We start from the raw sequence: 26,652 nt of genomic DNA, 5'->3' as shown, positions 1-26,652 counted from the left end.
CTGTTTCACCTCCTATCGAAATCAAGTCGTCTGCTTTTAGCAGGCTCTTTATAAAAAACGCTACGTTATTCGCAACTGTTTCTTTTTGACCAATCATATTTTTACCATCAACTAACAATATTACCACTTTTAACTTTCGTGATACAAGTTAGTTAGAAGCTTTGTTAAATCTTTTGAAACCGAATCGACCACTCCGATAACACGACGGTATTCCATACGCGTCGGTCCTAAGATACCGATTGTTCCCATATGCTTGCCGCCAATCGAATACGTCGCTGTAATCATGCTGCATGAATCAAAGGCTTCAAGATTGTTTTCCTGCCCTATTTTCACCTGTATTCCTTGATGTGGAGCACGAAGAATCTGCTGCATCAGCTGATCTTCTTCAAGCATGTTTAACAGCATTCTCACTTTATCAACGTCACGAAATTCTGGCTGCGATAAAAGATTCGTTTTACCGCTGTAGAACACTTTTTCTGAACGATCATTAGTAAGTGAGTGTTCAAGTGAAGACAGGATCTGTTCATAGTTTGTGACATGTGCACGCATCACTTTGCTCACTTCTGTATTCAATTTTTGACGAAGCTTAAATAGCGGCACACCCATTAAGCGGTCATTTAAAATGTTTACCACTCGTTCGATATCAGAAGCCTCAATCGTATCTGGCAGCTGGATCGTTTGATTTTCTACATGTCCTGTGTCAGTTACCAAGATCAGGATAGCCGACCCTTTAGCAAGGGGAATGATCTGAAGCGAGCGAAGCTTGGCTTCAAACATTTCAGGACCTAGAACAATCGAAATATAGCTTGTCATATTAGACAATAGCTTTGCTGACTGTTGAATGACTTGTTCAATCTCCTGCATTCGATCAGAAAAGATCGTACGGATATTAGCTTGCTCATCTTCAGTCAGATCATGAGGCATGAGCATGTTATCAACGTAATACCTGTACCCTTTTTGAGACGGAATACGTCCTGCAGAGCTGTGAGGCTTCTCTAAAAAGCCGAGTTCCTCTAGGTCAGCCATGTCATTTCTGATCGTCGCTGGACTAAATGTTATATCTTCTCGCTTAGAGATGCTGCGAGAACCGACTGGCTCTGCCGACCGGATATAATCATCAACTATGGCGTGCAGAATTAACAATTGTCTATCTGTTAACATCTCTCATCACCTCTGTTAGCACTCACAATGATCGAGTGCTAAATCTAATGATAAATTATCAAATAGGTCAGGATTTGTCAACTTCAAAACAACATTTCTTCTAAAATAAACGTTCGGTTTTTTTGCTAATCCTCTAACACAGCAAGAAACTGTTCAAATACTTCATTGGCTAACAACAGTCCCTCGTTTGTCAGTTTTAGCATGCCTTGCTCACTAACTAGCAACCCTCGCTCAGATAAATCCTTTATTTGATCGTGATAGAGCTTGTTAAGGTCTTTATCGTAGCGTTTAGATAACTCGTCAAGATCTACCCCGTTAAGCTTTCTCAGGCCCATAAACATCGCTTCTTCAATTTGTTCTACTCTACTGACTTTATGTTCATTAAGGTAAGGCAGCTTCTTTTGATTTACAGCTTCTATATACTTTGGCACCGGACCAATGTTTTGATGGCGAACGCCATTTACATACCCGTGAGCCCCAGCACCGAAACCATAATATTCATCGTTATTCCAATAAACGAGATTATGCTTACTTTCTCGTCCGGGCTTAGCGAAGTTGGAGATTTCATATTGTACGAAACCATGAGCTTTCGTACGTTTTCTAAGCTCTTCATACATTGTTACCTCATCTTCTTCAGGAGGCAAACTTAATTTCCCCTTGCGCTGACGATTAAAAAACACTGTCTTCTCTTCAATTTTTAATGAATAAGCAGATAGATGTTCTACCCCTAATTCAGCTGCTTTTTCAATCGTATCAATAAATTGTTCGACCGATTGATGCGGCAGACCAAACATTAGGTCAAGCGATAGATTATCAAAGCCTGCTTCTCTGCTCCTCTTAACAGCGTCATGCACACTATCACTTGAGTGCGTTCGGCCGATCGCGTCTAATAGTGATTGATCAAAGGACTGCACTCCGATGCTAAGACGATTCACCCCGAATTCTTTCATAACAGCAAGCTTTTCTTCTTCACTGCTATCTGGATTAACTTCCACCGTAAATTCCTCAATCTGCTCCATAGGAAGGATCGAATGCATTTCGGCAAATAGAGTTCGTAACTGAGCAGCCGTTAAAGCGGTAGGGGTTCCACCGCCGACATAGATTGTTTTAAGCTGATCGGGCTTTGCTTCATTAATCGTCATATGCATTTCGTGAAGCAGTGCTTGAATGTACTCATCGACCGGCTGGTTTTTCAAAAATACTTTATTAAAATCACAATAGTGACAAATATGCTCACAAAAAGGGATGTGAATATATGCTGCTGTCCTCATATTATTCCTCCTGCTAACAATAAAACCGCAGGAATCCCTGCGGTTATCATTGTATTATTCATCCATACGAAGAACGGCCATGAAGGCTTCTTGCGGTACTTCCACGTTACCAACAGACTTCATTCGCTTCTTACCTTCTTTTTGCTTCTCAAGAAGCTTACGTTTACGTGAGATATCCCCGCCGTAACATTTAGCAAGTACATTTTTACGCATCGCTTTAATCGTAGATCTTGCAATAACTTTTTGTCCAATACTAGCTTGAACAGGCACTTCAAATTGCTGACGAGGGATTAACTCTTTTAACTTTTCAACAATGATTTTGCCTCGGTCATAAGCTGAATCGCGGTGAACAATAACCGATAGGGCATCGACCTTCTCACCATTTAACAAGATATCCATTTTAACCAGCTTAGATTGTTTATAGCCGATCAACTCATAATCAAATGAAGCATAACCTTTTGTATTTGATTTTAATTGATCAAAGAAGTCATAGACAATTTCAGATAAAGGAATTTCATAAACAATTTGTACACGGTTCTCATCTAAGTATTGCATGTCAATGAAAATTCCACGTTTACCTTGGCAAAGCTCCATTACTGAACCTACATAATCATTTGGAACCATTACTTTTGCTTTTACATAAGGTTCTTCCACATAATCAATCTTTTGTGCATCAGGCATATTAGACGGATTATCAATTTGAAGGTCTTCCCCACTAGTCAGCTGAACCTTGTACACAACACTTGGTGCTGTAGTGATAAGAGAGATACCAAATTCACGTTCAATACGCTCTTGAATGATTTCCATGTGCAAAAGTCCTAAGAATCCGCAGCGGAAACCAAAACCTAGCGCCTGAGATGTTTCTGGCTCATATTGCAATGAAGCATCATTTAACTCAAGACGCTCAAGAGCTTCACGAAGGTCATTGTAATCATTTGTATCGATTGGGTAAAGACCACAGTATACCATCGGATTCATGCGACGGTAGCCTGGCAGTGGCTCAGATGCCGGGTTCACAGCATTCGTAATCGTATCACCGACACGCGTATCCCCTACATTTTTAATCGCTGCCGTTAAAAATCCTACATCTCCGACAGTCAGCTCATCACGTTTTTCTGCTTTTGGCGTAAATACCCCAATCTCAGTTACTTCAAATTCTTTTCCTGTAGCCATCATTTTAATCTTCTGGCCAGGCTTCACTGTGCCATCAATAATACGAATATAAGCTACGACACCGCGATATGAATCATATAGAGAATCGAAAATTAAGGCTTTAAGTGGGGCGTTCGGGTCACCAGTTGGTGCAGGTACCTTTTCGACCACTTGCTCTAAGATCTCTTCAATTCCAATTCCATTTTTTGCAGATGCAAGTACAGCATCAGATGCATCAAGACCGATTACATCCTCTACCTCTTGTTTCACGCGCTCAGGCTCTGCACTTGGAAGGTCAATTTTATTGATGACCGGCAAGATCTCGAGATCATTATCAAGGGCCAAATAAACATTGGCAAGAGTTTGCGCTTCAATGCCTTGTGCTGAGTCAACAATTAACAAAGCCCCTTCACAAGCTGCTAAACTTCTCGATACTTCATATGTAAAATCTACATGTCCTGGAGTATCAATTAAGTGGAAAATATATTCTTCGCCGTCTTTAGCTGTATAGGTTAATTGAACAGCATTTAATTTAATTGTAATTCCACGCTCGCGCTCAAGGTCCATTGCATCAAGCGTTTGGTCTTTCATTTCACGGTCAGTCAGGGCGCCTGTTTTCTCTAAAATTCGATCAGCTAACGTTGACTTTCCGTGGTCAATGTGAGCAATGATCGAGAAATTTCGGATTTTCTTCTGGCGCTCTATGCGGTCATTGTTATTCATAAATTGATCACTCCTACTAAATCGTGCCATATACACTATTTCTCATTATACCAATCGTATAGACCGTCTTCAATACACAGATTAGGGTTAGCCTAAAATCTTAACTTATTTGCTATTAAAACGATCTTTATTTTCTATTAAAATGATCTATTTTACAGAAATAGGGAAGTCCCTATAGCATGTCTTTTTTATTATCATATGTTATTACTAAAAGGTTTGTTAAAGAGGTGAGCCCTTGTCAAAAGAAGAATTTGAACGACTAATGAGATTATTAGATGTCATACAAGAAATCGGATCTAAAGAATTATTCTCAAACATCATTGATGGTGTGAACCGGGATCGCTACAACCTTATCCGCACCTATTTCGACGAATGTATCGATAATATCCCAATAAAAGAAAAAAGAGAGTAGCAGCTATTATTCGCTGCTCTCTCCATTTAACACTTCATGAACAAATGTCATCACTTGGGTAAGTGCCATCCGGCTTATTCTGTTTGCTCCTTCAGCAACACCTGTGCCAAGCTCAGAAAAAAAGTTAAACCTTCCTACATCTTCTGCTTTTTGGCGCTTTTCCACTAATTGACTTTTAGGATCTACAGGCTGTTCCTTTTTAGCACTTATTACCTCAGGTTCTGACGGGACACCTGCCGCTTCACTCTCCTTGAGTTCAAGAGGAACTGGCTTTGTGATCCCTAGTTCTTCGTTCATATGCTGAATGCCAAATAGAGAACCAAGCAACAAAGTTACGAGTATGAACATGATCACAAAAACCAGTTTCTTAATCATCATTTTTCCTCCTCTTCTCCGTCTGCTGCGCTTACATCCACCGCTTCTTCTGTTTCTACATCGTCTGTTCCATCTACCGCTTCTGCATTCCAATAATAATCAGCAAACACATCAGCCAGCGCTTCTGCAGAACGATAGACCTCTTCAAGTGAGTTATGCACACCGCCAAATTCAACCAGCATTGATTGTTTCGATAAATCTTGATTAAATTTACCATTTGTACCTCGGCCTGCTTTTAAAATTACCCCACGGCTTAGTCCAGGATATTTCTCTTCAAGCATGTCATGCAGCTCTTCTGCTAATTTAAGATTATGTTCATAATTTGAATGATCCCCGCCTACTACAAATACTGTCCGTCCATATTCAACACCATTTATGGTTACAGTCGTTTTATCCCTTGAGAGCGTATCGCGGTGAAGGTCAAAGAAAAATTGCAGGTCATCATTTTGTGCTATGGCTTCTTTTACAAATTCACGAGATGCATCATACGATTGTGCGTATTGCCAGCCTCTATTTTTTAGAGCACCTTGCACATCACGTTCCTCTATTTCTGTTCCGATCCCTCTTTTTTCAAGTTCTTGAGATAACTTCTCTCCGACTAAAGTGATATTAACCTCACCATGAAAGGCTTCATTTACTACGTCTGTTTTAAGCTCCGGTAAAAATGACTCGGTATTATGAGAATGAATAATATGCGCTACTTTTCTGCCATCTGTCGAGCCTTGCAGATTATCTCCTGCCTGCTTTAATTCCTCAAGCTTTGCCAAACTTTCTTTTGTCGCCTCACGCTCTGCCATTATTACTTCTAGAGGGGGAGCTGACTCAAACGGCAAGTTTGTATAATCTGTTCCTTCACCCGCTACAATAATCTGGCCGTCAAATAATGAAAAGCCTGGCAGCTCTCGCCCCAACAGACTTCTTGGATCATCCGGATTAATACTTGTCGCCACTTGAAACGCTACACCAGAGAGACTCATAGCCTCAGCATCAGGTGGAAGCTCTTGTTTAAAATACTGATTCTCCATTCCAAGAAGGTGAACAAAGTCTTCTCCTTCCAGACCATTAGCCCATTGATTTATAGAGGAAGAAGCCATTCCATATCCCGGCTCAAAGGAAGTGAGTACACCTGTAAATATAAAAAGGGACATCACGCCAACTATGATTAATGCAGCTAGACGTTTTAAGCTCGTCCGATTGACTTTTACGGTAAATCCATGAAATCCCCGTCTTCGCATCTTCTCATCCTTTCATGTTTGCTTGTCCACACGCACACTTACATGATTAGACCTTGTAGTTGAGATATATGCTTTTATGAGACAGGGTAGAACGTATAATTTTATACAGGTATGTATTTTCTCAATATAAAAGCCTCTTCCCATATGGAAAGAGGCTTTCTGCATTAATGTGTGTAGGAACCAACATTATCTTGATTCACTTTTTTGTGAAGAGCTGCGTTCAGGCCTTGCGCAATGACATTGGCCATATCATCAATAAAAACATCAACTTCTTTTGGAGTGACCATTAAATTATGTCCAAGCGGAGAGAGGACTTCTCTAATCAGCTGACGTTTCTCTTCTTCTGGAAGCGCGCCGACCATTCCGAGAATTGTTTGCTTTTTCTCGTCATTTGGCAGATCTTCATCCGTTAACACCCGCTTCTCGCCAAATGTCATCCCTGCTGGGGCAAGGGAACGAGACGGAGCATTCCCTTCTTTCATTTCGCGACCAAAATGCTTTAACACATAATCAATCGTATCACTCGTAATGGACACCGCATCGACCACCGTTGGAATCCCAACAGCAATAACCGGAATCCCAAGCGTATCTTTGCTCAGCTCTTTTCGTTTGTTCCCAACTCCGCTTCCAGGATGAATGCCTGTATCAGAAACTTGAATCGTCGCATTCACTCGCTCAATGGAACGTGACGCTAAGGCGTCAATCGCAATCACGAAGTCAGGCTTTGTTTTTTCAATGATACCAAAAATCACATCACTCGTTTCAATACCTGTCAGCCCCATAACTCCAGGGGTGACTGCACTAACAGGACGATATCCTCCTTGAACCTGTTCAGGAGCGAGCTCAAACAGGTGACGAGTAATCAGTAAATTTTCAGCTGCGATCGGACCAAGTGCATCAGGTGTGACATTCCAATTCCCTAAGCCGACAACTAAACAAGTATCCTCTTCCTTGATTCCAATGTCGGTCATAAACTGATGAAACTGACTTGCAAAAACTCTCTCCATTTTTTCTTGAATGTCAGTATCTTTCTTTCTAATCCCTTGAGATTCAAATGTTAAATATGAGCCTTGCTTTTTCCCAAGACGCTTTGCTCCTACTTCATCAATGATTACTTTAATTACTTTAACATCATCAATCACTTCTTCTTCAATCTGCACACCGCTGACATTTTGTGATTCTTGTTCTCCTGGAGCCTTTCTCTCTTGCTCTTCAACTGCCAACTGATGAGCTTCCACAGCTAGATCAGTGCGTATTTGATATTGTTCAAGGTTTAATTCTTTAGGCATTCGGATCACCCTCCTCATTCTACTCTTATCAAATAGCTTCTCCATTGGTTTTTGTTTTCATTCTTTCTATTGCATTTGTTCGTTGTTTTTGATAGAATGCAGATTGTTGTATTGATGATGCCAACGGGTGTCGTCACTGCCTTGAATAAAGGATGCGAAACCGTTCATAACATAGAGATGGACTGGTTACAAAAGAGGACAATCGTTGTTTAACCAGGAGGTGAAAGGTATGCCAAATATTAAATCTGCAATTAAACGTGTGAAAACAAACGACAAGCGTCGTGCGCAAAACATCGCTGTTAAATCTGCTCTACGTACTGCTATCAAGAACTTTGAAGCTAAAGTGGAAGCTGGTGAGCAAGAAAATGCTCAAGCAGCATTCGTTGATGCAGCGAAAAAGCTTGACAAAGCAGCAAACAAAGGTCTTATTCATAAAAATGCAGCTTCACGTCAAAAGTCTCGTCTAGCTAAAAAGCTTAACGGTCTTTCTGCATAATGAACGAAAAAAACGACTCATACAAAATGAGTCGTTTTTTTATGATTATAAATCTTGAGTCATCTTCATTAATAATAATTCCACCGCCAACACTTTCTCCATCTTTCCTGATTTAATCGCATAATCGGTATCAGCTGCCGCTTCAAGAAGGGTTAAAAGTGATCTTTCCTCAAATTGACTGACCTTTTGGCTGGCAAGTTTAACAGCATATGGGTGAAGCTTTAATTGAGCTGCAATTTGTTTTTGTGAGTAAGCTTGTTTACTTAACCCCTTCACTTGATAATAAATTCGAAACTGTCTTGCAAGGAGCGCTAATATCTTTAATGGATCTTCTTTCTGCTTCAACAAATCATGATATATGACAAGTGCCCCGTCTAAACGCTTTTTCACAGCAAAATCAATTAATGCAAACACATCTTGCTCAAGAGTGCGAGCAACAAGTAAATCAACCTCCCGCGGAGTAATCTCTCCTCCCTCACCTACATAAAGGGCAAGCTTTTTCAACTCTGACGCTGCAAGAAGCAAGTCAAATCCAAGCCGTTCAACCAAACGTTCCTGTGCTTCTTTTGTTATTTGGATATGGTGGCTAGCTGTCTGCTCTTCTATCCACTGCTTCATCATTCGGTCATCAAATGGAAGAGCTTCAATAACTGTTGCTTCTTTTTTTAATCGTTTTGTAATTTTTTTCCGTTCGTCTAGCTTCTCATAAGGGGCAACAAGGATGAGCGTTGACTCAGGAGAAGGATTTTCTATATATTTGATTAACACATCAATATCATGCTCGATTTTCACGTCTTGCTTTTGACTGGTAACGGCTTGAAAATCTTTCACAATAACCACTTTATTCGCCCCTAAAAAAGGCAGTGTTTCCGCTTCTTGAACAGCAAGCTCTATTGGCGTTTCTGAAAAGCTGTATGTAATAACATTCATATCTGATCCATCTTGACCGACTACTTGATCTAATACTTGCTGCGAAAAATCTTCAATCAAAAATTGTTGCGTACCATGTATAAAATAAACGGGTGAAACCTTACCATTTTTTACCTCTTTTTTTGCTTGCAAGTAATTCATTTACACATTCCCCAATTTCATTGCAATATTCTTATCGATTTATGGATAATCTATGGGTGTAGTCAATCGATATTGACTGCTGACTTTCGCTACCCTTCTTTAGCTTAGAAAAAAATGCTGGCCATTACAAGTTAAATATTGAGTAAGTGTATTGAGTACATTTACTTTGCAAAGCTAGTTAGTGAAAACAAGAGAAAGGGGTCCGGCCCCCATGTGCCAAACCCCCATTTATGATAAACGTCATGATCCGAGATCCCGGGTACCCTCGTTCATGACGATAATCATGACCGCCTTTCACTAGTTATGATATCCTATGCAGATTCAAACTATAGGTGACAACTCTTTACAATGCAGGCAGATCCAACTCAAGATGAACAAATTATTGAACATTTCTTGATTAAGGATAATTGTTTGAGGAATCGATATAGCTTTTTTTGGTGGCTTGGCTTATACTAAAGGTTGAAAAAAGGAGGGGTGCCAGATGAATCATTTTGAAAAAGACGTACAAAGTAAACGTAATGATGCGATTGATTCTGGTGTTGCCTTTGTTGTTTCTTTTGGCTTCTTTGCAACGATTTTTATCATTGCATCTATTGTTGATGTATTCTCAGGATTTTAAGCCGAAAAAACACAGGCATGAAAGGTACCATCTGAATGGTACATAAGCAGAGGAGCAAGTTAATCTTGCTGCTCTGCTTTTTTATATGAGGAAAATATGATCTTCATTTTTTCTTGGTATAGATGCAATTGAACAGCACCTTCGAGGTCCGTTCTAATCACCTGAATGTTGTGGTCAAAAAGGCGTTCGGTTACCTCTGGATGTGGATGATTAAAGCGATTGTTTCGTCCTGCTGAAATTAACCCAATATTTGGTTGAACCTGCGTTATAAATGCCTCTGTGGTTGATGTTTTGCTGCCGTGATGACCAACCTTCAGGATATCAGCTTGAAGATCAGGAAAAGCCTGAATCAACACCCTCTCCCCTTCTTCTTCGAGGTCACCTGTAAACAACAGCTTTACTCCTTCTATCTCTGCAAAAAGGACAATAGACCGGTTATTTAAATCTTGTTCATCACCAGATGGAGACAATACGATAAAACGAGAAGATTGAGCTTTCCAAGCATCACCTTTTGAAACAAAGTGAATCTCAGTACCTCTCTCGTACAATTCCCGTAGTAACGCTTGTTCAAACTCTCCTTCTACCGTTCCTGCACTATATAAAAGTTTCTTAATCGGCACCTCATCTGCTAACGCAAAAGCTCCTCCTATATGGTCCATGTGACCATGCGTCAAAATCAACGTATCAACTTTTCGGATTCCCTTAGCCTTTAAATAATCAACGACTACATCTCGGCCTACATCATAAGTAGAATTTCTCTCACGCCATTTCTCATTGGCGAAATGCAGTGTACCTCCTGCATCAATGACATACACTTCACGGCGTCTCGGAAGCTCAATAATAAAGCTGTCTCCTTGGCCAACATCCAGCATCGTCACCACGGCCTCCTTTTTTAAAAAAGGACCTGCCCATTGACTAATTACAATCCACAAAAGACCGCAGATCAACAGTTTCCACCAGCCTCTCTTCCCTGCTTCCCACAAAAGGATGGATGCTGTAAACAAAAGGATGGAGCCAAATAAAGCTACTGCATTCGGTTTACCTGTACGTACCATAAATAATGAAAGGCCATCAAGACGAACCAGCCATTCATGTACAGGAGGAATCGTGATTTCTAAAAGCAGAAAAGCAATGTTTATATTCGAGGGGAGGATAGATGAACAAAGCACGCCTAGAAAGGCTAATGGCAAGACAATAAAAGATATAAAGGGTATATAAATGAGATTAAGAAGAAGAGAAAGCAATGAAGCTTGATAAAAGTGAAGGAGAATGAGCGGAAGAGATGCAAGCTGCGCGAGTGTCGTCACTGCTGCCAACCTTGCAATATTATGCGAATAGCGATTTATGATGATTGGTGCAGAAAGGATAAGAACAAACGAGGTAAGAAAAGAGAGTTGAAAGCCCAACTGAAACAACGCAAACGGTTTTATCGCTAAATAAAGAAGGAATACAGCCGCAATCGGAATAAGAGGCGGCACAGTTTGTTTAAAGCGTAAAAAAAAGAGTACAATGATCGTCATAAACGACGCACGAACGACCGAGGGTGCCCCGCCTGCAATAATCATATAGATGGGTAAACTTATACAAAGTGCCTCGAGCGCCCTCTCACGGGTAATTCCTGCCCTCAGCAGCATAAAGAACATTACAGACACAACCAACCCTACATGCAGACCAGAGACCGCCAATAGATGTATAACACCTAATGATTGATAAGCACGAAGAACATCCTCTTCTACAAACACCCTCTCACCAAATACTAAAGCAACGATGATCCCTGCCGAGCTCTCCCCTGACCCCTCTAAGATTTGTTTGATTTGCTTACTTCTAAATGCTTGCATTTTGTAATAAAATCCGGAGCTGCTTGCCCTGCACGTAAGCGAGGAAAGATTCGCCGTCATGATCCAGTGTATGTTTTGTTCGTATAAAAAAGTTTTATAATTGAATTGATAAAAATTTGTGGGGGACCGCGGAGAGTGTAATTTCCCTTCAATGCGACAAAGGTCTCCAGGAGCTAGCGTGCGAAGAAAAGCTTGTTGGGCCTCACTTTCAATAAATCCATGAACTTGGATCATTTCATGTTGTATGCTTTTTACCTTCATAGATAATGAATCACCATCAACATAAACAAGTGAGTGGATAGTAGCGTCAATAACTGTCTCATCACCTGAATAAACCGATACATGACGCGCCTCTGCAAGTGTGCCTATGCCTGCGTAAAGACTAAAGAAACTTACAGCAATCAACCCATTGATTCGTATAGACCTTACATGCATACATAACAACAGCAGGAGAGCGATACAGACAATATAAAAAGAAAGGCTCGTCCCTTTTAAGATGAAAACGAGACCGAGCACACTAGAAATGGCAGCAATCACACTATAAACCATAGAACCCCCTTATGATTTAGGCGGATATAGAGAATCCACTTCGGCGCGTAGACCTTCCCATTCAGCCTCATTCATGCCAAGACTTTTTAATTTGGTTAACAATGTTTCTGTTAAATCCTGTTTTTCATTTTGGTGAATATCAAGAACAGGGTTTTCAAGGACCACTTGTGATACTTCTACACCAGCCTCTTTAAAAAGCTCAACGGCATATGGATGGTTCTTATAATCACTTGCATAAAATACTTTTTTAATCCCAGCCTGGATAATGGATTTCGTACAATGCACACAAGGGAAATGTGTAACATAAAGCTCCGCTCCCTCTGTCGGCACGCCGAATTTTGCACATTGCAATAATGCATTTACTTCTGCGTGAATTGTCCGGATACAATGATGATCTACAACATAACACCCCTGATCAATGCAATGATCACTGCCACTAACCGATCCATTATACCCCCCTGCAATAATCCGTTTTTCTCTTACAATCGTGGCACCGACCATTAGGCGGGTGCACGCGCTTCTTAATGCTAATAAATGACTTTGAGCCATAAAATATTGATCCCATGATATACGTTCCATCTCTTCACTCCCCTTGCATAGTAGCCACTACTAGTGTAGAGAACAGATACAAAGGAAGTCAATGACTTATTGTACCGTCACTAATTCTTGAAGCTTCTCAAATGACTTAGGCCCTATACCTGATACATTCATCAGCTCTTCTACACTCTGAAAAGCTCCTTGTTCTTCCCTGTAACTGAGAATAGCTTCTGCTTTTGCCGGTCCGATTCCAGGCAATGTTTCGAGCTCCGCTTGGCTCGCTTTATTTAAGGAGATTTTAGCGCCAGCTGCGTTCGAACTTTGTGTTTCTGCTCCCATCGTTAAAGGAATCTCTTCTTCCCCTAAATAAGGAACATAAATGACCATTTCATCAACTAAAAGCTGGGCTAAATTAATACCGTCACCAAACGCGTCAGGCAGCAGCCCTCCTGCTGATTCAATCGCTTCAAATACTCTGCTCCCTTCATGTAATTGATACACTCCTGGTCTCATAACTGCACCCTTCATATCAACGGTCACAACGCCAGGGTCAGCTGCCGCTTCTATTTCTGGCTTATCTTCTTCAAGCTCTTCAGCAAAATTCCAATTCATTTCTTCTATTTCCTCCTCCCCTATATTGCTAAAATGCAGAAATAACACTACACTTACAATTAGAGCAATGCCTGTTAAAATAACCGCTACAATATGTTTTGGCCAATTAGCAATCAAAAGAATAACCTCCATCATGTTATTAGAAAGGAAGACACTAAAATGAGCGTACATTTACAAATTGCTGAGCAAGTAACAAACCATCGCAGAGCACAAAAGGAATTTCTAGCATTAGATGAGAAAAGAGAGGCGGCCATCGACCGGGTAGTAGAAGACGCTAAGAAAGGTTTACATATTTCGCTGAATGAAGTAAATGCGATTACAAAGGAGATGAATCAAATTGCTCAAGACTTTTACTTCCCTCCTAGAAAAGAAGTAACGACCGATATGGTACGAGAATACATAAATAAATCCAAATAATAAAGACACATACTTACCCTGCCTTCTTCATACGCTTGTGATAACGATATCGTTTTGGGACGTTTTGGAGAAGGAGGGGATTTTCAGATGAGGGTTGGAATCATTGGGCTTGGCAGTATGGGGACGATTTTACTTGAGTCATTTCTTGATTCCGGAGTAATAAAAGAGAAAGATATAACTGTAATCAATCGTACAAAAGAAAAAGCCTTAAAAGCAAAAGAGGCGTACCCTGCCATTCATGTAGCAGATACAATCGCTGAAGCAGTCAAACGCTCTGATTATTTTTTTGTCTGTGTCAAGCCGCTTCAGTTTGCATGTGTGATTGATGAAATAGCTCCGGTCTGTACACAAAAGCAATTATGCATCTCTATTACGAGTCCAATCTCTGTAGAATTGCTTGAGAGTAAAGTTGACTGTAAAGTAGCCCGTATTATACCGACCATTCTTAACCGTGCCTCAGCAGGTTCTACACTGATCAGCTACGGCAAGCGCTGCACCACCGAAGACCAAAAACAAGTGCATGCCTTTATGAGTCATTTCTCAGAACCACTTGAAATTGAGGAAAACATTACTCGGGTATCTTCAGATATCGTAAGCTGCGGGCCGGCTTTTTTCAGTTATTTATTACAACAGTTTATTGACGGGGCTGTGAGACAAACAGAGATATCTAAAGAAGACGCCACTACTCTTGCGACAAATATGATCATAGGTATGGGCCGCCTGTTAGAGCAAGGACACTATACCTTACCTACCTTACAAGAACGAGTTTGTGTGCCAGGGGGAATTACCGGAGAAGGGATTAAAGTACTCGAACAGGAAGTTGGTCATATGTTCGACCATTTATTTCAGCAAACTCATGCAAAATACTATCACGAACAAAAGAAAATACTTGAAGCCTTCACAAACCAAGCGACAAATAAATAAAAAACAGGGGAAAGCATTGCTTCCCCTGTTTTTTTCGACATTAATTCACATTATCCTCTTTTTTTCTTTCGCGCAGCAAAGAAAATTCTCATGCTTTCTTCTGAAGGGATCTCTGATGAAAAGTCGGCAGTCACCGCTTCGACCTCAAAACCAGCCTCAAGAAGCCATGTCGTGTACTCTTCTACTGAATAGGTACGTTGTTTATGAAGCTCTTCATATCTTTCATATAAGCCGTTTTCTTGCTTAACAAAAAAAGTGAGTTCATGCTCTACACTATTCTGATACTCACCAGGAAAAGAATGCCAGATATATGAAATCTCTTCCTCAGAATCTGCAAACGTTTGACCAACGAATTCATCCTCAATTTTTGAAATCGAGTGGACATCAAATAAAAGCCAGCCGTTATCCACCACATTTTGTGACACAGAATGGAGGGCTGCTTTAACATCATCAGGCGTCTCTAAATAATTTAGCGAATCGCAAAAGATCGTTGCCACATCATATTGACCTAGATCACCGAGCTTTCGCATATCCTGATGGATCAGGAGCGGGGAAACTCCTTTTTTCATACATTTATCTCGTGCAACAACGAGCATCTCACTTGATAAATCTACCCCAGTAACATCAGCACCCTCATCAAGCATCGAAAGAAGAAGCTCTCCTGTACCGCACCCGACATCTAGGATCTGAATTCCTTCTAAATAATCAACACCTAGTGTTTTTTTTGTAAAAGAAAGCCACTCATCGTACGGTGCATCAGCCATCAACTGATCATACAGAGCAGCAAAAACTTGATAATTCATTTTTTCTCCTTTAAATACGTCCAGCCATCGCACTGCTCAACTTTTCCTTCTTTTAGAAGCTTACCAAGTGCACGCTTAAATGCTGCCTTACTTATGTTAAAGCGGTGTTTAATGTCTTCCGGCTGAGACTTGTCCCAATAAGGCATCTGACCGCCGCGCTCTTCCATGTAGCGAACAAGCTTAGTGGCATCATCTTCTTGACGCTCCGAGCGAAGGGGGTGCATCGTGACATTCAGACGACCGTCTTCACGCACATAGATAACACGAACGGTTACTTCCTCCCCGTAACGAGGCTCTCTTGACATTTCATTATCGTGAAGGTAAGCTAAATACCCTTCTTCCGTGAATATGGCTGCTCCCTCATCAAGATAATGATAGACACGGCCTTTTACTTCTTTATTCATGAGGATCTCAGATGCTTTTTTCGATTGTTCTTCAATCGGTTGACCTTTTACAAGACGTGCCATTAAGCGCCCTTTCTTATCCCATGTATAGGACACAGGAAGAACATCGTCAGGCTTTGGCCATAAATTACGGTCAGTTGGCAATTCATCCATTGATAAGAATAAATCGCGAGATATTCCATTATATAAGAAGACACCATGCCCCGTTTTAATCGAGACTACTTTCAGCCAAGCAAATCCCTCGCCTTGTACAATCGGTTGTTTCATTGTTGCGGATAAGCGTTTTTCATGATCGTGATACAAGAAGACCTCAATGTTTGATCCAATTTCTAGTTCTTCTTCACCTTCTATATCATTTTGATGAAGAAGAATATCCGTATTGCCATCACTTAAAAAATACCCAAACTTTGCCTGACGAGCTACTTTCAGTGTCACGGTATAGCCAGGTTTTAATTCCATTAACTTAAGACCCTTTCAATTTCAATGGTTGGAGCATCTCCCCATAGTTTCTCTAAGTTATAGTACGTACGTTCATCTTTATGGAAGATGTGGACCACAACATCTCCGAGGTCAACTAAAATCCAGCGCGCTTGATCGAATCCTTCAAGACGTTTAATTTCAATTCCTTCTTCTTGTGCCACTTTTTTAAGTTCATGAGCAATAGCTTGTACCTGCTTTTCGGAATTACCATGGCAGATCACGAAATAATCTGCTATCAGTGAAATCCCCTTCATATTTAATCCAACAATATTCTCAGCACGTTTATCATCAATTGCATTAATGGCAAGTGTTAATAATCTTGATTCACTCATTTATTCAAACCCCTTTTCGTTTTAATTAATTGATTGTATGTGTTTAATGTGTCAGGATACACAGGCTGTCTTCTTTTCATTAGAAAAGTAATCGTATTTTCAAGTGATTTAATGATCGCTTCATCTAAATCCTTTTCACTTAGCTCCCTAACCTCAGCAACTCCCTTGAATTGTCTTCCCGGTTCAATATAATCAGCTAGGAAAACAACCTTTTCAAGCAAGGTCATATCAGGCTTGCCTGTTGTGTGGTACCGGATCGCATTTAAGACATCTTCATCTGAGATCCCGACTTCCTCTTTTACATAGTATGCACCACACGGGGCATGAAGTAACTCATCTCCATAACCTAATACATCTTTTTCTTTTAAAGTTGACTGGATGAGGTCTCTCATTTCTTGTTTGTCTCGAAATTTTGCATAATCATGAAAAATAGCTGCAAGTTCCGCTTTCTTCTGGTCTGCACCATATCTTTCTGCCAGTAAAATCGCCGTTTCAACAACACCAAGAGTATGTTGATAGCGGTGTTCGGTTAAATGAGGCTTAACTTTATTTAGTGCCGTCTCCCTCTCCATACAACTTACTCTCCCTTATCATAACTGCTACTTCCTCTTGAACGAAATAGCGTATCGATTTACCTTCTCTTACTCTTTGTCGTATGTCGGTGGAAGAAAGATCGATTTGTGGAAAATGAATATGGTGGAGATGATCCTTATATACAGGGGAAGGAGAATATCCAGGCCTATTCACCCCAATAAACGTAATAAGGTTTATTAGATCCTCAATCCCAGCCCAGCTTGGAAGAGACTCCACCATATCCCCGCCGATAATAAAAAAGAACGTATAATCTGGATACTGTTCTTTCAATTGCTTTACCGTATCAATCGTATATGAACGGCCGCCTCGATCTCTCTCTATTGTAGAAACATAAAAATGTGGGTTGCTCCTGGTCGCAACTGTTACCAATTCAAGCCTTTCCTCTATAGAGGACATATCTGGACGCTTTTTGTGAGGCGGAGTAGATGCTGGGATGAACCAAACTTGATCAAGCTCACACTCCACTCTGGTATGCTCAGCTAGCATCATATGTCCAAGATGAGGCGGATCAAATGTCCCGCCAAACAATCCAACTCTCATCATCCCTGCCTCCTTTGACCCCTGCAGGATTACGGAAGAATAATTTCTTTATTTTCTTTTGATTCTTTATAAAGAACAATGGTACTTCCTATTACCTGAACAAGTTCTGCTTTTGCCCCTTCTGATAATTCCTTTGCTACCTCGTCTTTATCGAATTCGCAATTTTGCAGCACACTGACTTTAATTAATTCTCTTGCTTCTAGTACATCATCAATCTGCTCAATCATATTTTCATTTACGCCACCTTTTCCAACCTGAAAGATTGGTGTTAAGTGATGTGCTTTTGATCTTAAGAAACGTTTTTGCTTTCCTGTTAACATAGTTTTTACCCTCCAAGTGTTTTGAGTACAATGTTTGTCATTCGTTTCCGGTCTGGCTTGATGCCTGTCCAATATTCAAATGACAGAGCACCCTGATTTACAAACATCCCCACTCCATTTACTGTTATTGCCCCGCGTTCTGCAGCTTCCTTTAAGAAAGCTGTTTCTAGCGGATTATAGATTAAGTCACTCACTATCGCTTTATCTTTCAACTTCGTAAGAGAGATCGGCTTTTGTTCAGTGTAAGGGCTCATTCCGACAGATGTTGTATTTACAATGATGTCGAACCTCTCTAATCCCTTCTCAGCTTCACTAAGTGTCATGGCGTTCGTTTGATCCTGTTTAGTTGAAATAAGATTCAAAAGAGTATCCGCTTTTTCTTTTGTTCGATTAGCAACAACGAGACTTGACACACCTGCACCTAAAAAGGAAGCACAAACTGCTCGTGCAGCTCCCCCCGCTCCAATCACTAATACGTTTATATCGTGAAGGTTTGAAGGCAAATAAGGCTCAATCGACTGCATATAACCAGCGCCATCCGTATTATAACCAACAAGCTTCCCGTTGTTCCTGACAATGGTATTAACGGCTCCGATCCTTTCGGCTTCACGGTCAATCTCGTCTATGAAGCTCATGATCGCTACTTTATGCGGGATCGTAACATTCACACCGTCTAATACACCGATGCGGATCTTTTCCATCACTTCTTCAAGGTCTCCTGCTTCCACATCTATCGCCTCATAATCCGCATCAATTTCACAGGCCCTAAAAGCATCATTATGCATCTGCGGTGACATCGAGTGTGCCACAGGATGACCGATCAACCCAAAACGTTTCCCCATGTTTAGTGCTCCTCTCTATCTATTACGAGATAATCGAATCACGAATGGATACACCTACGCCCTTAGGTGCATAAGCCTCTACTTTTACATTTCGATCATTGACTGTTATCCAACCAAGCCCAGAGATAACAATATCACTTTTGGTATCTTTAATGGTGAACTCATGCTTTACAAGCGGGGGAAAATCAACCATGCTTTCTTTTCCTGGCGGCGTTAATAATTCACCAAGGTGGTTTTGATAAAGTTCCTCTGCTTTCTCTCTTTTTGTCCGGTGAATGTTTAAGTCATTAGAAGTGAAGCATGTAAAAGATGACCGCTCACCTGCTACAAAATCAAAACGAGCCATTCCTCCAAAATAAAGCGTTTGTCCTTCATTTAATTGAAACACCATCGGTTTAATTTCTTTTTTAGGTGTAATTTGCTTAAGCTCTTTCTTATCAACAAAGTGAGCCATTTGATGATGATTTATAATACCTGGCGTATCATAGAGCGCTGACCCATCATCAAGCGGGATATCAATCATATCGAGTGTCGTCCCTGGGAAATGAGATGTTGTGATTAACTGTTCGGTATCACCTCCGAATTCTTTAATAATCCGGTTAATAAATGTAGACTTTCCTACGTTCGTGCATCCAACGACATAGACATCTCGTCCATCACGCAGGCGGTCTATCTCAGATGCAATATCTAGTACCCCTTCACCCTTTTCTGCACTCATTAGAAGAACATCAACAGGCTTGAGGCCGTTTTCCTTAGCAGATTTCTTCATCCAGTTAATGAGACGGTTTCTTTTTAAGGATTTAGGCAGTAGATCCACTTTGTTTCCAACTAGCAAGACATCATTATTCCCTACAAACCTGTGCAGACCAGGCAGCCAGCTTCCATTAAAATCAAAGATGTCTACCACTTTTACAATTAGAGAATCTGTATGTCCTAATGTATTTAACAACTTCAGAAAATCATCATCTGTTAATGAAACATCTTGTACTTCATTATAATGCTTTAACCTAAAGCAGCGTTGACAAATAATAACCTCTCGCTCTAGTGCGGATTTAGGTGCATAACCTGTCTCGTTTTTATCTTCTGTCTGAATCTGTACACCACAGCCAGCACATGTGATCGTTTGTTCTTCCATATTTACTCCTCCCATTGAATCATTCCACGTTTTCGCATCCAATTTAATACGACACGTTCCATCCTGCGATTTAATTTTGTGGCCAAACCATCCGTTTTCGCTACTGGCACAACCAAGATCGTTTGCAGGCCAGCTCTGTTTCCGCCAAGAACATCCGTAAAAATTTGATCACCAACAACAACGGTCTCCTCAGGCTGAAGATCCATTTGATGACAAGCTTGTCTAAATGCTCGGCGCATTGGCTTTCTCGCATTATGAATAAATACGACTTCTTCGGGGTCAGCAAATACTGAAACTCTTCTTCTGTTATTATTTGAGACAATCGTAACGTTCATGCCATATTCTTGAAGCTTCTTAAACCATTCTCTTACTTCGGGTGTTGCTTCAGGACGATCCCACTCAACAAGCGTATTATCCAGGTCTGTAATCACGCCTTTGATGCCAGCTTCCTTTAATTCTTCAAGGTTAATTTCAAAAATACTTTTTACGTACTTATTCGGTAATAGGTTCTTTAGCATGACTTCACCTCATTAACAAGCAACATCGCTATTTTTATGTTCTATCCATATAACTCTTTGCATACCTAAACAGATCAGGGCAAACTTTTCCATTTATAAACGTAGTCAAACCATAACTATACCGTCACATTTGAAAATTTTCAACGCATTTCCTTTATTTAATTTAATAACCCTTTCCACTGATTATAAAAACATAAAAAACTTTTCGACAAATTACGCCATACCTCTACACTGTGGATAACGTTATACACTTATCCCCCTACTAATTATAAGGTTTATTTCCACTAATAAACAATTAACCCACAACTTATCCACCGCTAAATGTGGATAAACAGAACGATTGTTCTCTTTTAGAAGACGTGGTAATATTTAGGTACAGACAAGCATAACTGTATATACAGCTTACAGACTAAGAACCTACATACTATGCAAACTTTCTTTTATATAGAACAAACTTGATGAGACAACCTTGATAAATGATCGATTGACTACTACATGTCTAAGGAGGTGAACTCACTGCAGCAGCGGTGAGAAGGAGATGAATAACTTATCTGATGAACTTTTAATTGAAACGTATTACAAAGCAATCGAACTTGACCTAAGCCCTGATTTTATTGAATTAATTCGTATAGAAATCAGCAGACGTTCATTATCAGACAAAATTAAGCTTTCATTTAAGCTTAAAACCTACACACCTTAAGACAATACAGAAGTACGAACGCCCAAGATTATGCTTAATATACACACCACAATAAAAGGAGAGCTTCCTACTCAGGAAGCTCTCCTTCTTCGTTTAGCCAATTTCGTGTTTGAATGACACGAAGATACTCTCTCGGCCCAAATGTTTGTGCCTCTTCACGGTATTCTTGAACACCATATTGACCTGGAATTTCTTGTATACGATTATGAGTCATCTCCTCATTAAATCCATCAGCAAAAAAGCCTGCTACCAAAATAGATGCAAAGATGACCAAACTAATGATGCTTTTATTTTTAGTAGACACTTTAATCACCATTCCCTATTCGCTTGTTTACTAATAGGTTAGCTTCTTCACACAAAAATTATACATCAAACACTGAATTTGGAAAAAGATATACTGGGTTCACACTAATAAACACGATCACACAAAAAAATTTTGCTTAAATTTTTCGTCTTTCTTCATATTTAATAATTTCGTTAAAAGTGGGTGAAGCTAAAAGCTGTAAGGATGCAAGCATTTTTAAATTAGGTTATAATTCTACATAGTCTATGAATTGTTCGGTTTTCAAATACGGATAAGAGGATAAATACATAGGGCCCAACCAATTCTACTAATAACCATTTAAGGAGGTATGTGATTTGACCGTATTACATTGGGCTACGATTTCGCCTTTTTTATTAGCTATTTTGATCCCATTTCTGTACAAATACGCTAGACGGATTCACACAGGCTGGTTTGTATTAGTACTCCCGCTTGTACTATTTATTTATTTCATTCAATACCTCTCGATAACCTCAACTGGAGGGGTTGTTGAGCACACGATTCCCTGGGTCCCATCCCTCGGAATTAACTTTACTGTCTTTGTAGACGGGTTGAGTCTCTTGTTTGCCCTATTGATTACCGGTATTGGAACATTGGTTATCCTCTATTCGATCTTTTATTTATCAAAAAAGACCGAAAGCTTGAACAATTTCTATGTGTATCTTCTCATGTTCATGGGGGCAATGCTCGGAGTTGTCTTATCAGATAACTTAATTGTTCTTTATGTATTTTGGGAATTAACTAGTTTAGCTTCATCGCTTTTAATTAGTTATTGGTTCCACCGTGAAAAATCTACATACGGTGCTCAAAAATCAATGTTGATTACCGTTTTTGGCGGATTTGCTATGCTCGGTGGTTTTTCATTGCTGTATGTCATGACTGGCACATTCAGTATTCGCGGCATCATTGAAAATGTAGATCTTGTCACATCAAGCGAATTGTTTTTACCAGCTATGATTTTAGTGCTGCTTGGTGCATTCACTAAATCAGCACAGTTCCCATTCCACATCTGGCTGCCAGATGCGATGGAAGCACCGACACCTGTTAGTGCGTACCTGCACTCTGCAACGATGGTTAAAGCAGGAATCTATCTTGTTGCACGTCTTACACCGGTGTTTGCCGGCAGCGCAGAATGGTTCTGGCTCTTAACCGGATTTGGTGTCGTAACCCTGTTATGGGGTTCAACATCTGCTGTCAGACAAAAAGACTTAAAAGGAATCCTTGCCTTCTCCACAGTCAGTCAGCTCGGTCTGATTATGACTTTACTAGGGTTAGGTTCTGCAGCAATTTATTTTGGAGAGAGCGTCGACCCAGCCTTTTATTCGTTTGCCATAATGGCTGCGATTTTCCACTTAATAAATCATGCGACCTTTAAAGGTAGTCTTTTTATGACCGCAGGTATTATTGACCATGAAACCGGCACACGTGATATCCGTAAGCTTGGTGGTTTAATGGCCATCATGCCGGTCACATTTACGGTTTCATTAATTGGACTCGCCTCAATGGCAGGCCTTCCACCATTTAACGGGTTCTTAAGTAAGGAAATGTTCTTTACTGCGCTTCTTCGTGCAACTGAAATGAATGCTTTCAATATGGAAACATTCGGTATCATCATTGTTGTACTAGCTTGGATTGCGTCTGTATTTACATTCCTGTATTGCTTAATCATGTTCTTTAAAACATTTACAGGGAAATTCAAGCCAGAGAATTATGACGTAAAAGTACATGAGGCTCCAATTGGAATGTTGATCAGTCCAGTTATTCTAGGCTCTCTTGTTATCGTCTTTGGTTTCTTCCCGAACATCTTAGCTTATACAATCATTGAACCTGCAATGCAGGCTGTTCTGCCTACAGTACTTGCCGATGGGGAACTGTTCCATGTCAATATTTATATGTGGCACGGCTTTAATGCTGAGCTGTTTATGACGATGGGTGTTGTAGCAGCTGGGATCATCTTATTCTTAATGATGAAAAACTGGGCAAAAGCGGCCTTCTATATGAAAGAGCGCGACCCGCTTAACTGGTTCTATGATAGTTCTCTAAGCGGAGTCATTACAGGTTCTCAGTTTGTAACAAGAATCCAAATGACAGGTCTATTACGTGATTATTTTGCCTATATGATTGTGTTTATGATTCTTCTTCTTGGCTACACGATGTTCAGATATGATGCATTTGCGATAGATACAACAAATGTGACAGAAATAGCTCCATACATTTGGGTCATCACAATCGTATTTATTGTAGCAACATTATCTATTCCGTTTATAAACAAGCGGATTACCGCAGTGGTTGTAGTGGGTGTGATTGGTTTCTTATTAGCATTGCTTTTTGTTGTGTTCCGTGCACCTGACTTAGCCTTAACACAACTGCTTATTGAAACAGTTACAGTACTGCTTTTAATGCTTGCATTCTACCACTTACCAGAACTTCGTAAAGAAGAGTTCAAGCCGCGCTTTAACGTACTGAACCTAATAATATCTATTGGAGTAGGTTTCTTTATTACAGCAATTGCCCTAAGTTCTCTTGCGCTTGGTAATGAAGCAGGAATTGAGCCTATTTCACAATTCTTTATAGAGAACTCTAAGGAACTTGCTGGTGGATACAACATGGTTAACGTCATCCTTGTTGACTTCCGTGGCCTTGATACGATGCTAGAAGTTCTTGTCCTTGGAATTGCTGCATTAGGTGTTATTGCATTAATTAAGCTACGTATGACAGGGAGGGAAGATGTGTGAAGAATTTAAAATCAAATGATGTGCTTCTTCATACACTCACACGTGTTGTGACGTTCATCATCCTGGCATTTTCTGTCTACCTATTCTTCGCCGGGCATAATAATCCCGGAGGAGGATTTATTGGGGGGTTAATGACGGCAAGCGCCCTGCTGTTAATGTATCTTGGATTTGATATGAGGAGCATCAAGAAAGCAATCCCATTTGATTTCACCAAAATGATTGCCTTCGGATTGTTGATTGCGATCTTTACAGGATTTGGGGGTTTGTTAGTTGGAGACCCGTACCTTACTCAATATTTTGAATACTATCAAATTCCGATTCTTGGTGAAACTGAGTTGACAACAGCCCTTCCATTTGACCTTGGAATCTACTTAGTTGTTATCGGAATTGCATTAACGATAATTCTTACGATAGCGGAGGATGATATGTAATGGAAATTTTAATGTCCATCACTGCTGGTGTCCTCTTTATGGTCGGAACCTATTTAATACTTACCAAAAGCTTGCTGCGTGTGGTTGTAGGGCTCATCCTGCTCTCACACGGAGCACATCTCCTGCTGTTAACAATGGCAGGTTTACAAAGAGGCGCACCGCCACTATTACATCTTGAGGCAACAACTTATTCTGACCCGTTGCCACAAGCATTGATTTTGACAGCAATTGTTATTAGTTTTGGGGTCACTTCATTCTTACTTGTGCTTGCATACCGCACATACAAAGAGCATAAAACAGATGATTTAGACCAATTAAGGGGATCTGCAGATGAATAACTTAGTCATACTACCGATTCTAATCCCATTTATTGTAGGTTCGTTTCTTATTTTATTTGCAAAACATCACAGCCTACAGCGCGTAATCAGCGGTTTTGCTGTTGTAGGCATGCTTTTAGTATCCATTTACCTTGCGGTTGATGTTTATCAAAATGGGATCACTGTACTTGAACTTGGTAACTGGCAAGCACCTTTTGGTATTGTCTTAGTTGCTGACCTGTTTGCTACTATGATGGTTATCCTTGCAAGTATTGTAGGAGTTGTTTGTTTATTCTTTGCCTTTCAAACCATCTCCTCTGAACGTGAAAAATATTATTTTTATCCGTTCTACTTTTTCCTACTAGCTGGGGTAAACGGTGCATTTTTAACAGGAGACTTATTTAATCTATTCGTATTCTTCGAGGTTATGCTGATTGCGTCTTACATTTTAATTGTATTAGGTGGGACAAAGTATCAACTTCGCGAATCATTGAAATATGTAGTCATTAATGTTTTTGCCTCCATTTTGTTTATTGTAGGTGTGGCCTATATATATTCAATTACAGGAACACTTAATATGGCTGATTTAGCCGTCAAAGTGGGAGAGCTCGAACAAACGGGTGTATTAAACGTTATTGCGGTTATTTTCTTAGTTGTATTTGCAATGAAGGGCGGTCTCTTCCCCCTTTACTTCTGGCTTCCACGTTCTTACTTTGGACCACCAGCAGCAATTGCCGCATTATTCGGGGGCTTGTTAACGAAGGTTGGTATATATGCAATTATGCGTACATTCACCCTCATCTTCAATCATGACCCTGGTTTTACCCACACGTTAATTTTAATTTTGGCCGGTCTCACGATGTTCTTTGGTGTCCTTGGAGCCGTTTCACAGTTTGACTTTAAGAGGATCCTTTCATATCACATTATTAGTCAGGTTGGTTACATGGTGATGGGTCTTGGTATTTACACGCAGCTAGCCATTGCCGGTGCGATATACTATATCGCCCACCACATTATCGTAAAAGCAGCCCTCTTCTTATTTGCAGGGGCAACACAAAGAATTACCGGAACAACCGATTTAAAGAAAATGGGCGGCTTGCTTAAGACGCATCCGTGGCTTGCATGGATGTTCTTTATTTCAGCCATATCCTTAGCTGGTATCCCGCCGCTTAGTGGATTCTTCAGTAAATTTGCGCTTATTTTAGCAGCATTCTTGAACGAGAACTACATTATTGCAGCCGTCGCTCTTGCGGTTGGGCTTCTAACATTGTTCTCAATGATGAAGATTTTCATTTATGCTTTCTGGGGGGAACAAAAGCACACTGAAGAACAAGCAAACTTTAAAGTGGGTAAACTCTTACTGCCAATTGTTCCACTAGTCGCTTTAACTATTATCCTTGGTTTCGCAGCCGAGCCAATTTTCCAATATTCACTGCAAGTGGCTGATCAAATTCTAGACCCAACGATTTATATCGAATCTGTACTTAAGGAGTAGATG

Annotated in this window: 30 protein-coding genes; 10 read left to right on the top strand and 20 right to left on the bottom strand. The window is 40.3% G+C overall.

Annotated features, from left to right (window positions below; translation table 11 throughout):
* Window positions 1-129: 129 nt before the first annotated feature.
* The 3 genes from hrcA to lepA all read right to left on the bottom strand — a co-directional run bounded on the left by hrcA (window position 130) and on the right by lepA (window position 4,307).
* Entirely contained in the window at window positions 130-1,161 is a 1,032-nt protein-coding gene (gene hrcA / locus BPOF4_RS05455; protein ID WP_012958082.1) for a heat-inducible transcriptional repressor HrcA, read from the bottom strand.
* 125 nt (window positions 1,162-1,286) lie between these two features.
* On the bottom strand, window positions 1,287-2,432 hold the full coding sequence (gene hemW, locus BPOF4_RS05450; RefSeq protein ID WP_012958081.1) for a radical SAM family heme chaperone HemW: 1,146 nt from the start codon (window positions 2,430-2,432) through the stop codon (window positions 1,287-1,289).
* A gap of 54 nt (window positions 2,433-2,486) precedes the next feature.
* Entirely contained in the window at window positions 2,487-4,307 is a 1,821-nt protein-coding gene (lepA, locus tag BPOF4_RS05445) for a translation elongation factor 4 (protein WP_012958080.1), read from the bottom strand.
* Between the two features lie 235 nt (window positions 4,308-4,542).
* On the opposite strand from lepA, the gene BPOF4_RS22130 reads away from it, so the two are divergent.
* Complete coding sequence (locus BPOF4_RS22130) at window positions 4,543-4,719, top strand: hypothetical protein (RefSeq protein ID WP_012958079.1); 177 nt, start codon at window positions 4,543-4,545, stop codon at window positions 4,717-4,719.
* Window positions 4,720-4,725: 6 nt separating this feature from the next.
* Here BPOF4_RS22130 and BPOF4_RS05440 read toward each other — a convergent pair whose 3' ends face one another.
* The 3 genes from BPOF4_RS05440 to gpr all read right to left on the bottom strand — a co-directional run bounded on the left by BPOF4_RS05440 (window position 4,726) and on the right by gpr (window position 7,618).
* Window positions 4,726-5,097 (bottom strand): DUF3679 domain-containing protein, encoded by a 372-nt coding sequence (locus tag BPOF4_RS05440; RefSeq protein ID WP_139314728.1) that lies wholly within the window; start codon window positions 5,095-5,097, stop codon window positions 4,726-4,728.
* On the bottom strand, window positions 5,094-6,329 hold the full coding sequence (locus tag BPOF4_RS05435) for a stage II sporulation protein P (protein WP_012958077.1): 1,236 nt from the start codon (window positions 6,327-6,329) through the stop codon (window positions 5,094-5,096). Before BPOF4_RS05435 ends, BPOF4_RS05440 begins: the two co-directional genes overlap by 4 nt.
* A 164-nt stretch (window positions 6,330-6,493) precedes the next feature.
* Window positions 6,494-7,618 carry a GPR endopeptidase gene (gene gpr / locus BPOF4_RS05430; RefSeq protein WP_012958076.1) on the bottom strand — a complete coding sequence of 375 codons (1,125 nt, stop codon included), beginning with the start codon at window positions 7,616-7,618 and terminating at the stop codon, window positions 6,494-6,496.
* A gap of 229 nt (window positions 7,619-7,847) precedes the next feature.
* Here gpr and rpsT point away from each other — a divergent pair, with 229 nt between their 5' ends.
* Window positions 7,848-8,114 carry a 30S ribosomal protein S20 gene (rpsT, locus tag BPOF4_RS05425; RefSeq protein WP_012958075.1) on the top strand — a complete coding sequence of 89 codons (267 nt, stop codon included), beginning with the start codon at window positions 7,848-7,850 and terminating at the stop codon, window positions 8,112-8,114.
* A 45-nt stretch (window positions 8,115-8,159) separates the two neighbouring features.
* Here rpsT and holA read toward each other — a convergent pair whose 3' ends face one another.
* Complete coding sequence (gene holA, locus BPOF4_RS05420; RefSeq protein ID WP_012958074.1) at window positions 8,160-9,185, bottom strand: DNA polymerase III subunit delta; 1,026 nt, start codon at window positions 9,183-9,185, stop codon at window positions 8,160-8,162.
* Between the two features lie 481 nt (window positions 9,186-9,666).
* Here holA and BPOF4_RS21560 point away from each other — a divergent pair, with 481 nt between their 5' ends.
* On the top strand, window positions 9,667-9,804 hold the full coding sequence (locus tag BPOF4_RS21560) for a YqzM family protein (RefSeq protein WP_012958073.1): 138 nt from the start codon (window positions 9,667-9,669) through the stop codon (window positions 9,802-9,804).
* A gap of 59 nt (window positions 9,805-9,863) precedes the next feature.
* On the opposite strand, the gene BPOF4_RS05410 is transcribed toward BPOF4_RS21560, so the two are convergent.
* From BPOF4_RS05410 to BPOF4_RS05400, 3 genes are all read right to left on the bottom strand, one after another.
* Window positions 9,864-12,191, bottom strand: a complete 2,328-nt coding sequence (locus BPOF4_RS05410) for a DNA internalization-related competence protein ComEC/Rec2 (RefSeq protein WP_012958072.1) — start codon at window positions 12,189-12,191, stop codon at window positions 9,864-9,866.
* A gap of 9 nt (window positions 12,192-12,200) precedes the next feature.
* Window positions 12,201-12,770: a ComE operon protein 2 gene (locus BPOF4_RS05405; protein ID WP_012958071.1), complete on the bottom strand. Its 570-nt coding sequence runs from the start codon at window positions 12,768-12,770 to the stop codon at window positions 12,201-12,203.
* Window positions 12,771-12,836: 66 nt separating this feature from the next.
* The gene (locus BPOF4_RS05400; protein WP_238446484.1) at window positions 12,837-13,475 is read right to left on the bottom strand and encodes a helix-hairpin-helix domain-containing protein; all 639 of its coding nucleotides are present in this window, start codon (window positions 13,473-13,475) and stop codon (window positions 12,837-12,839) included.
* 24 nt (window positions 13,476-13,499) lie between these two features.
* On the opposite strand from BPOF4_RS05400, the gene BPOF4_RS05395 reads away from it, so the two are divergent.
* Window positions 13,500-13,757: a YpbS family protein gene (locus BPOF4_RS05395; protein WP_012958069.1), complete on the top strand. Its 258-nt coding sequence runs from the start codon at window positions 13,500-13,502 to the stop codon at window positions 13,755-13,757.
* 87 nt (window positions 13,758-13,844) lie between these two features.
* Window positions 13,845-14,681: a late competence protein ComER gene (gene comER / locus BPOF4_RS05390; RefSeq protein WP_012958068.1), complete on the top strand. Its 837-nt coding sequence runs from the start codon at window positions 13,845-13,847 to the stop codon at window positions 14,679-14,681.
* Between the two features lie 50 nt (window positions 14,682-14,731).
* Here comER and BPOF4_RS05385 read toward each other — a convergent pair whose 3' ends face one another.
* From BPOF4_RS05385 to BPOF4_RS05345, 9 genes are read right to left on the bottom strand one after another with little or no spacing between them, the layout of a single operon-like run.
* Window positions 14,732-15,484 (bottom strand): class I SAM-dependent DNA methyltransferase, encoded by a 753-nt coding sequence (locus BPOF4_RS05385; RefSeq protein ID WP_012958067.1) that lies wholly within the window; start codon window positions 15,482-15,484, stop codon window positions 14,732-14,734.
* Window positions 15,481-16,347 (bottom strand): CvfB family protein, encoded by an 867-nt coding sequence (locus BPOF4_RS05380; RefSeq protein WP_012958066.1) that lies wholly within the window; start codon window positions 16,345-16,347, stop codon window positions 15,481-15,483. The genes BPOF4_RS05385 and BPOF4_RS05380 overlap by 4 nt, the downstream gene beginning before the upstream one ends.
* Window positions 16,347-16,700 carry a ribosome silencing factor gene (gene rsfS / locus BPOF4_RS05375; protein ID WP_012958065.1) on the bottom strand — a complete coding sequence of 118 codons (354 nt, stop codon included), beginning with the start codon at window positions 16,698-16,700 and terminating at the stop codon, window positions 16,347-16,349. The genes BPOF4_RS05380 and rsfS overlap by 1 nt, the downstream gene beginning before the upstream one ends.
* Window positions 16,697-17,272 (bottom strand): bis(5'-nucleosyl)-tetraphosphatase (symmetrical) YqeK, encoded by a 576-nt coding sequence (gene yqeK, locus BPOF4_RS05370; RefSeq protein ID WP_012958064.1) that lies wholly within the window; start codon window positions 17,270-17,272, stop codon window positions 16,697-16,699. Before yqeK ends, rsfS begins: the two co-directional genes overlap by 4 nt.
* Complete coding sequence (locus tag BPOF4_RS05365; RefSeq protein WP_041822264.1) at window positions 17,247-17,837, bottom strand: nicotinate-nucleotide adenylyltransferase; 591 nt, start codon at window positions 17,835-17,837, stop codon at window positions 17,247-17,249. The genes yqeK and BPOF4_RS05365 overlap by 26 nt, the downstream gene beginning before the upstream one ends.
* Before the next feature lie 26 nt (window positions 17,838-17,863).
* Window positions 17,864-18,154, bottom strand: a complete 291-nt coding sequence (yhbY, locus tag BPOF4_RS05360; RefSeq protein ID WP_012958062.1) for a ribosome assembly RNA-binding protein YhbY — start codon at window positions 18,152-18,154, stop codon at window positions 17,864-17,866.
* A 5-nt stretch (window positions 18,155-18,159) separates the two neighbouring features.
* Window positions 18,160-18,996 carry a shikimate dehydrogenase gene (gene aroE, locus BPOF4_RS05355; protein ID WP_012958061.1) on the bottom strand — a complete coding sequence of 279 codons (837 nt, stop codon included), beginning with the start codon at window positions 18,994-18,996 and terminating at the stop codon, window positions 18,160-18,162.
* Between the two features lie 22 nt (window positions 18,997-19,018).
* Window positions 19,019-20,131, bottom strand: a complete 1,113-nt coding sequence (gene yqeH, locus BPOF4_RS05350; RefSeq protein ID WP_012958060.1) for a ribosome biogenesis GTPase YqeH — start codon at window positions 20,129-20,131, stop codon at window positions 19,019-19,021.
* 2 nt (window positions 20,132-20,133) lie between these two features.
* Window positions 20,134-20,649: a YqeG family HAD IIIA-type phosphatase gene (locus BPOF4_RS05345; protein ID WP_012958059.1), complete on the bottom strand. Its 516-nt coding sequence runs from the start codon at window positions 20,647-20,649 to the stop codon at window positions 20,134-20,136.
* A gap of 538 nt (window positions 20,650-21,187) precedes the next feature.
* Between BPOF4_RS05345 and BPOF4_RS05340 the strand changes: the two genes are divergently transcribed.
* On the top strand, window positions 21,188-21,349 hold the full coding sequence (locus BPOF4_RS05340) for a sporulation histidine kinase inhibitor Sda (RefSeq protein ID WP_012958058.1): 162 nt from the start codon (window positions 21,188-21,190) through the stop codon (window positions 21,347-21,349).
* Between the two features lie 67 nt (window positions 21,350-21,416).
* On the opposite strand, the gene BPOF4_RS05335 is transcribed toward BPOF4_RS05340, so the two are convergent.
* A complete protein-coding gene (locus BPOF4_RS05335; protein WP_012958057.1) occupies window positions 21,417-21,653 on the bottom strand; it encodes a hypothetical protein in 237 nt (78 codons plus the stop codon).
* A 335-nt stretch (window positions 21,654-21,988) separates the two neighbouring features.
* Between BPOF4_RS05335 and BPOF4_RS05330 the strand changes: the two genes are divergently transcribed.
* The 4 genes from BPOF4_RS05330 to BPOF4_RS05315 are packed head-to-tail and all read left to right on the top strand — an operon-like array spanning window position 21,989 to window position 26,649.
* Window positions 21,989-24,406, top strand: coding sequence for a Na+/H+ antiporter subunit A (locus tag BPOF4_RS05330; RefSeq protein ID WP_012958056.1), 2,418 nt, complete (start codon window positions 21,989-21,991; stop codon window positions 24,404-24,406).
* Window positions 24,403-24,837, top strand: coding sequence for a Na(+)/H(+) antiporter subunit B (locus BPOF4_RS05325; RefSeq protein WP_012958055.1), 435 nt, complete (start codon window positions 24,403-24,405; stop codon window positions 24,835-24,837). Before BPOF4_RS05330 ends, BPOF4_RS05325 begins: the two co-directional genes overlap by 4 nt.
* A complete protein-coding gene (locus tag BPOF4_RS05320) occupies window positions 24,837-25,175 on the top strand; it encodes a Na(+)/H(+) antiporter subunit C (protein ID WP_012958054.1) in 339 nt (112 codons plus the stop codon). Before BPOF4_RS05325 ends, BPOF4_RS05320 begins: the two co-directional genes overlap by 1 nt.
* On the top strand, window positions 25,168-26,649 hold the full coding sequence (locus tag BPOF4_RS05315) for a Na+/H+ antiporter subunit D (RefSeq protein WP_012958053.1): 1,482 nt from the start codon (window positions 25,168-25,170) through the stop codon (window positions 26,647-26,649). The genes BPOF4_RS05320 and BPOF4_RS05315 overlap by 8 nt, the downstream gene beginning before the upstream one ends.
* The last annotated feature ends 3 nt before the right edge of the window (window positions 26,650-26,652 follow it).

This window comes from Alkalihalophilus pseudofirmus OF4, assembly GCF_000005825.2.
Classification (GTDB): Bacteria; Bacillota; Bacilli; order Bacillales; family Bacillaceae_D; genus Alkalihalophilus; species Alkalihalophilus pseudofirmus.
The sequence above is the reverse complement of the archived record's forward strand: the minus strand, read 5'-3'. Positions and strand labels throughout refer to the sequence as shown.

Excerpts from the sequence above, each read along its gene's own strand:
- hrcA (WP_012958082.1), bottom strand. The coding sequence starts at position 1,161 with ATGTTAACAGATAGACAATTGTTAATTCTGCACGCCATAGTTGATGAT.
- hemW (WP_012958081.1), bottom strand. The coding sequence starts at position 2,432 with ATGAGGACAGCAGCATATATTCACATCCCTTTTTGTGAGCATATTTGT.
- lepA (WP_012958080.1), bottom strand. The coding sequence starts at position 4,307 with ATGAATAACAATGACCGCATAGAGCGCCAGAAGAAAATCCGAAATTTC.
- BPOF4_RS05440 (WP_139314728.1), bottom strand. The coding sequence starts at position 5,097 with ATGATGATTAAGAAACTGGTTTTTGTGATCATGTTCATACTCGTAACT.
- BPOF4_RS05435 (WP_012958077.1), bottom strand. The coding sequence starts at position 6,329 with ATGCGAAGACGGGGATTTCATGGATTTACCGTAAAAGTCAATCGGACG.
- gpr (WP_012958076.1), bottom strand. The coding sequence starts at position 7,618 with ATGCCTAAAGAATTAAACCTTGAACAATATCAAATACGCACTGATCTA.
- rpsT (WP_012958075.1), top strand. The coding sequence starts at position 7,848 with ATGCCAAATATTAAATCTGCAATTAAACGTGTGAAAACAAACGACAAG.
- holA (WP_012958074.1), bottom strand. The coding sequence starts at position 9,185 with ATGAATTACTTGCAAGCAAAAAAAGAGGTAAAAAATGGTAAGGTTTCA.
- BPOF4_RS21560 (WP_012958073.1), top strand. The coding sequence starts at position 9,667 with ATGAATCATTTTGAAAAAGACGTACAAAGTAAACGTAATGATGCGATT.
- BPOF4_RS05410 (WP_012958072.1), bottom strand. The coding sequence starts at position 12,191 with ATGGTTTATAGTGTGATTGCTGCCATTTCTAGTGTGCTCGGTCTCGTT.
- BPOF4_RS05405 (WP_012958071.1), bottom strand. The coding sequence starts at position 12,770 with ATGGAACGTATATCATGGGATCAATATTTTATGGCTCAAAGTCATTTA.
- BPOF4_RS05400 (WP_238446484.1), bottom strand. The coding sequence starts at position 13,475 with ATGATGGAGGTTATTCTTTTGATTGCTAATTGGCCAAAACATATTGTA.
- BPOF4_RS05395 (WP_012958069.1), top strand. The coding sequence starts at position 13,500 with ATGAGCGTACATTTACAAATTGCTGAGCAAGTAACAAACCATCGCAGA.
- comER (WP_012958068.1), top strand. The coding sequence starts at position 13,845 with ATGAGGGTTGGAATCATTGGGCTTGGCAGTATGGGGACGATTTTACTT.
- BPOF4_RS05385 (WP_012958067.1), bottom strand. The coding sequence starts at position 15,484 with ATGAATTATCAAGTTTTTGCTGCTCTGTATGATCAGTTGATGGCTGAT.
- BPOF4_RS05380 (WP_012958066.1), bottom strand. The coding sequence starts at position 16,347 with ATGGAATTAAAACCTGGCTATACCGTGACACTGAAAGTAGCTCGTCAG.
- rsfS (WP_012958065.1), bottom strand. The coding sequence starts at position 16,700 with ATGAGTGAATCAAGATTATTAACACTTGCCATTAATGCAATTGATGAT.
- yqeK (WP_012958064.1), bottom strand. The coding sequence starts at position 17,272 with ATGGAGAGGGAGACGGCACTAAATAAAGTTAAGCCTCATTTAACCGAA.
- BPOF4_RS05365 (WP_041822264.1), bottom strand. The coding sequence starts at position 17,837 with ATGATGAGAGTTGGATTGTTTGGCGGGACATTTGATCCGCCTCATCTT.
- yhbY (WP_012958062.1), bottom strand. The coding sequence starts at position 18,154 with ATGTTAACAGGAAAGCAAAAACGTTTCTTAAGATCAAAAGCACATCAC.
- aroE (WP_012958061.1), bottom strand. The coding sequence starts at position 18,996 with ATGGGGAAACGTTTTGGGTTGATCGGTCATCCTGTGGCACACTCGATG.
- yqeH (WP_012958060.1), bottom strand. The coding sequence starts at position 20,131 with ATGGAAGAACAAACGATCACATGTGCTGGCTGTGGTGTACAGATTCAG.
- BPOF4_RS05345 (WP_012958059.1), bottom strand. The coding sequence starts at position 20,649 with ATGCTAAAGAACCTATTACCGAATAAGTACGTAAAAAGTATTTTTGAA.
- BPOF4_RS05340 (WP_012958058.1), top strand. The coding sequence starts at position 21,188 with ATGAATAACTTATCTGATGAACTTTTAATTGAAACGTATTACAAAGCA.
- BPOF4_RS05320 (WP_012958054.1), top strand. The coding sequence starts at position 24,837 with ATGGAAATTTTAATGTCCATCACTGCTGGTGTCCTCTTTATGGTCGGA.
- BPOF4_RS05315 (WP_012958053.1), top strand. The coding sequence starts at position 25,168 with ATGAATAACTTAGTCATACTACCGATTCTAATCCCATTTATTGTAGGT.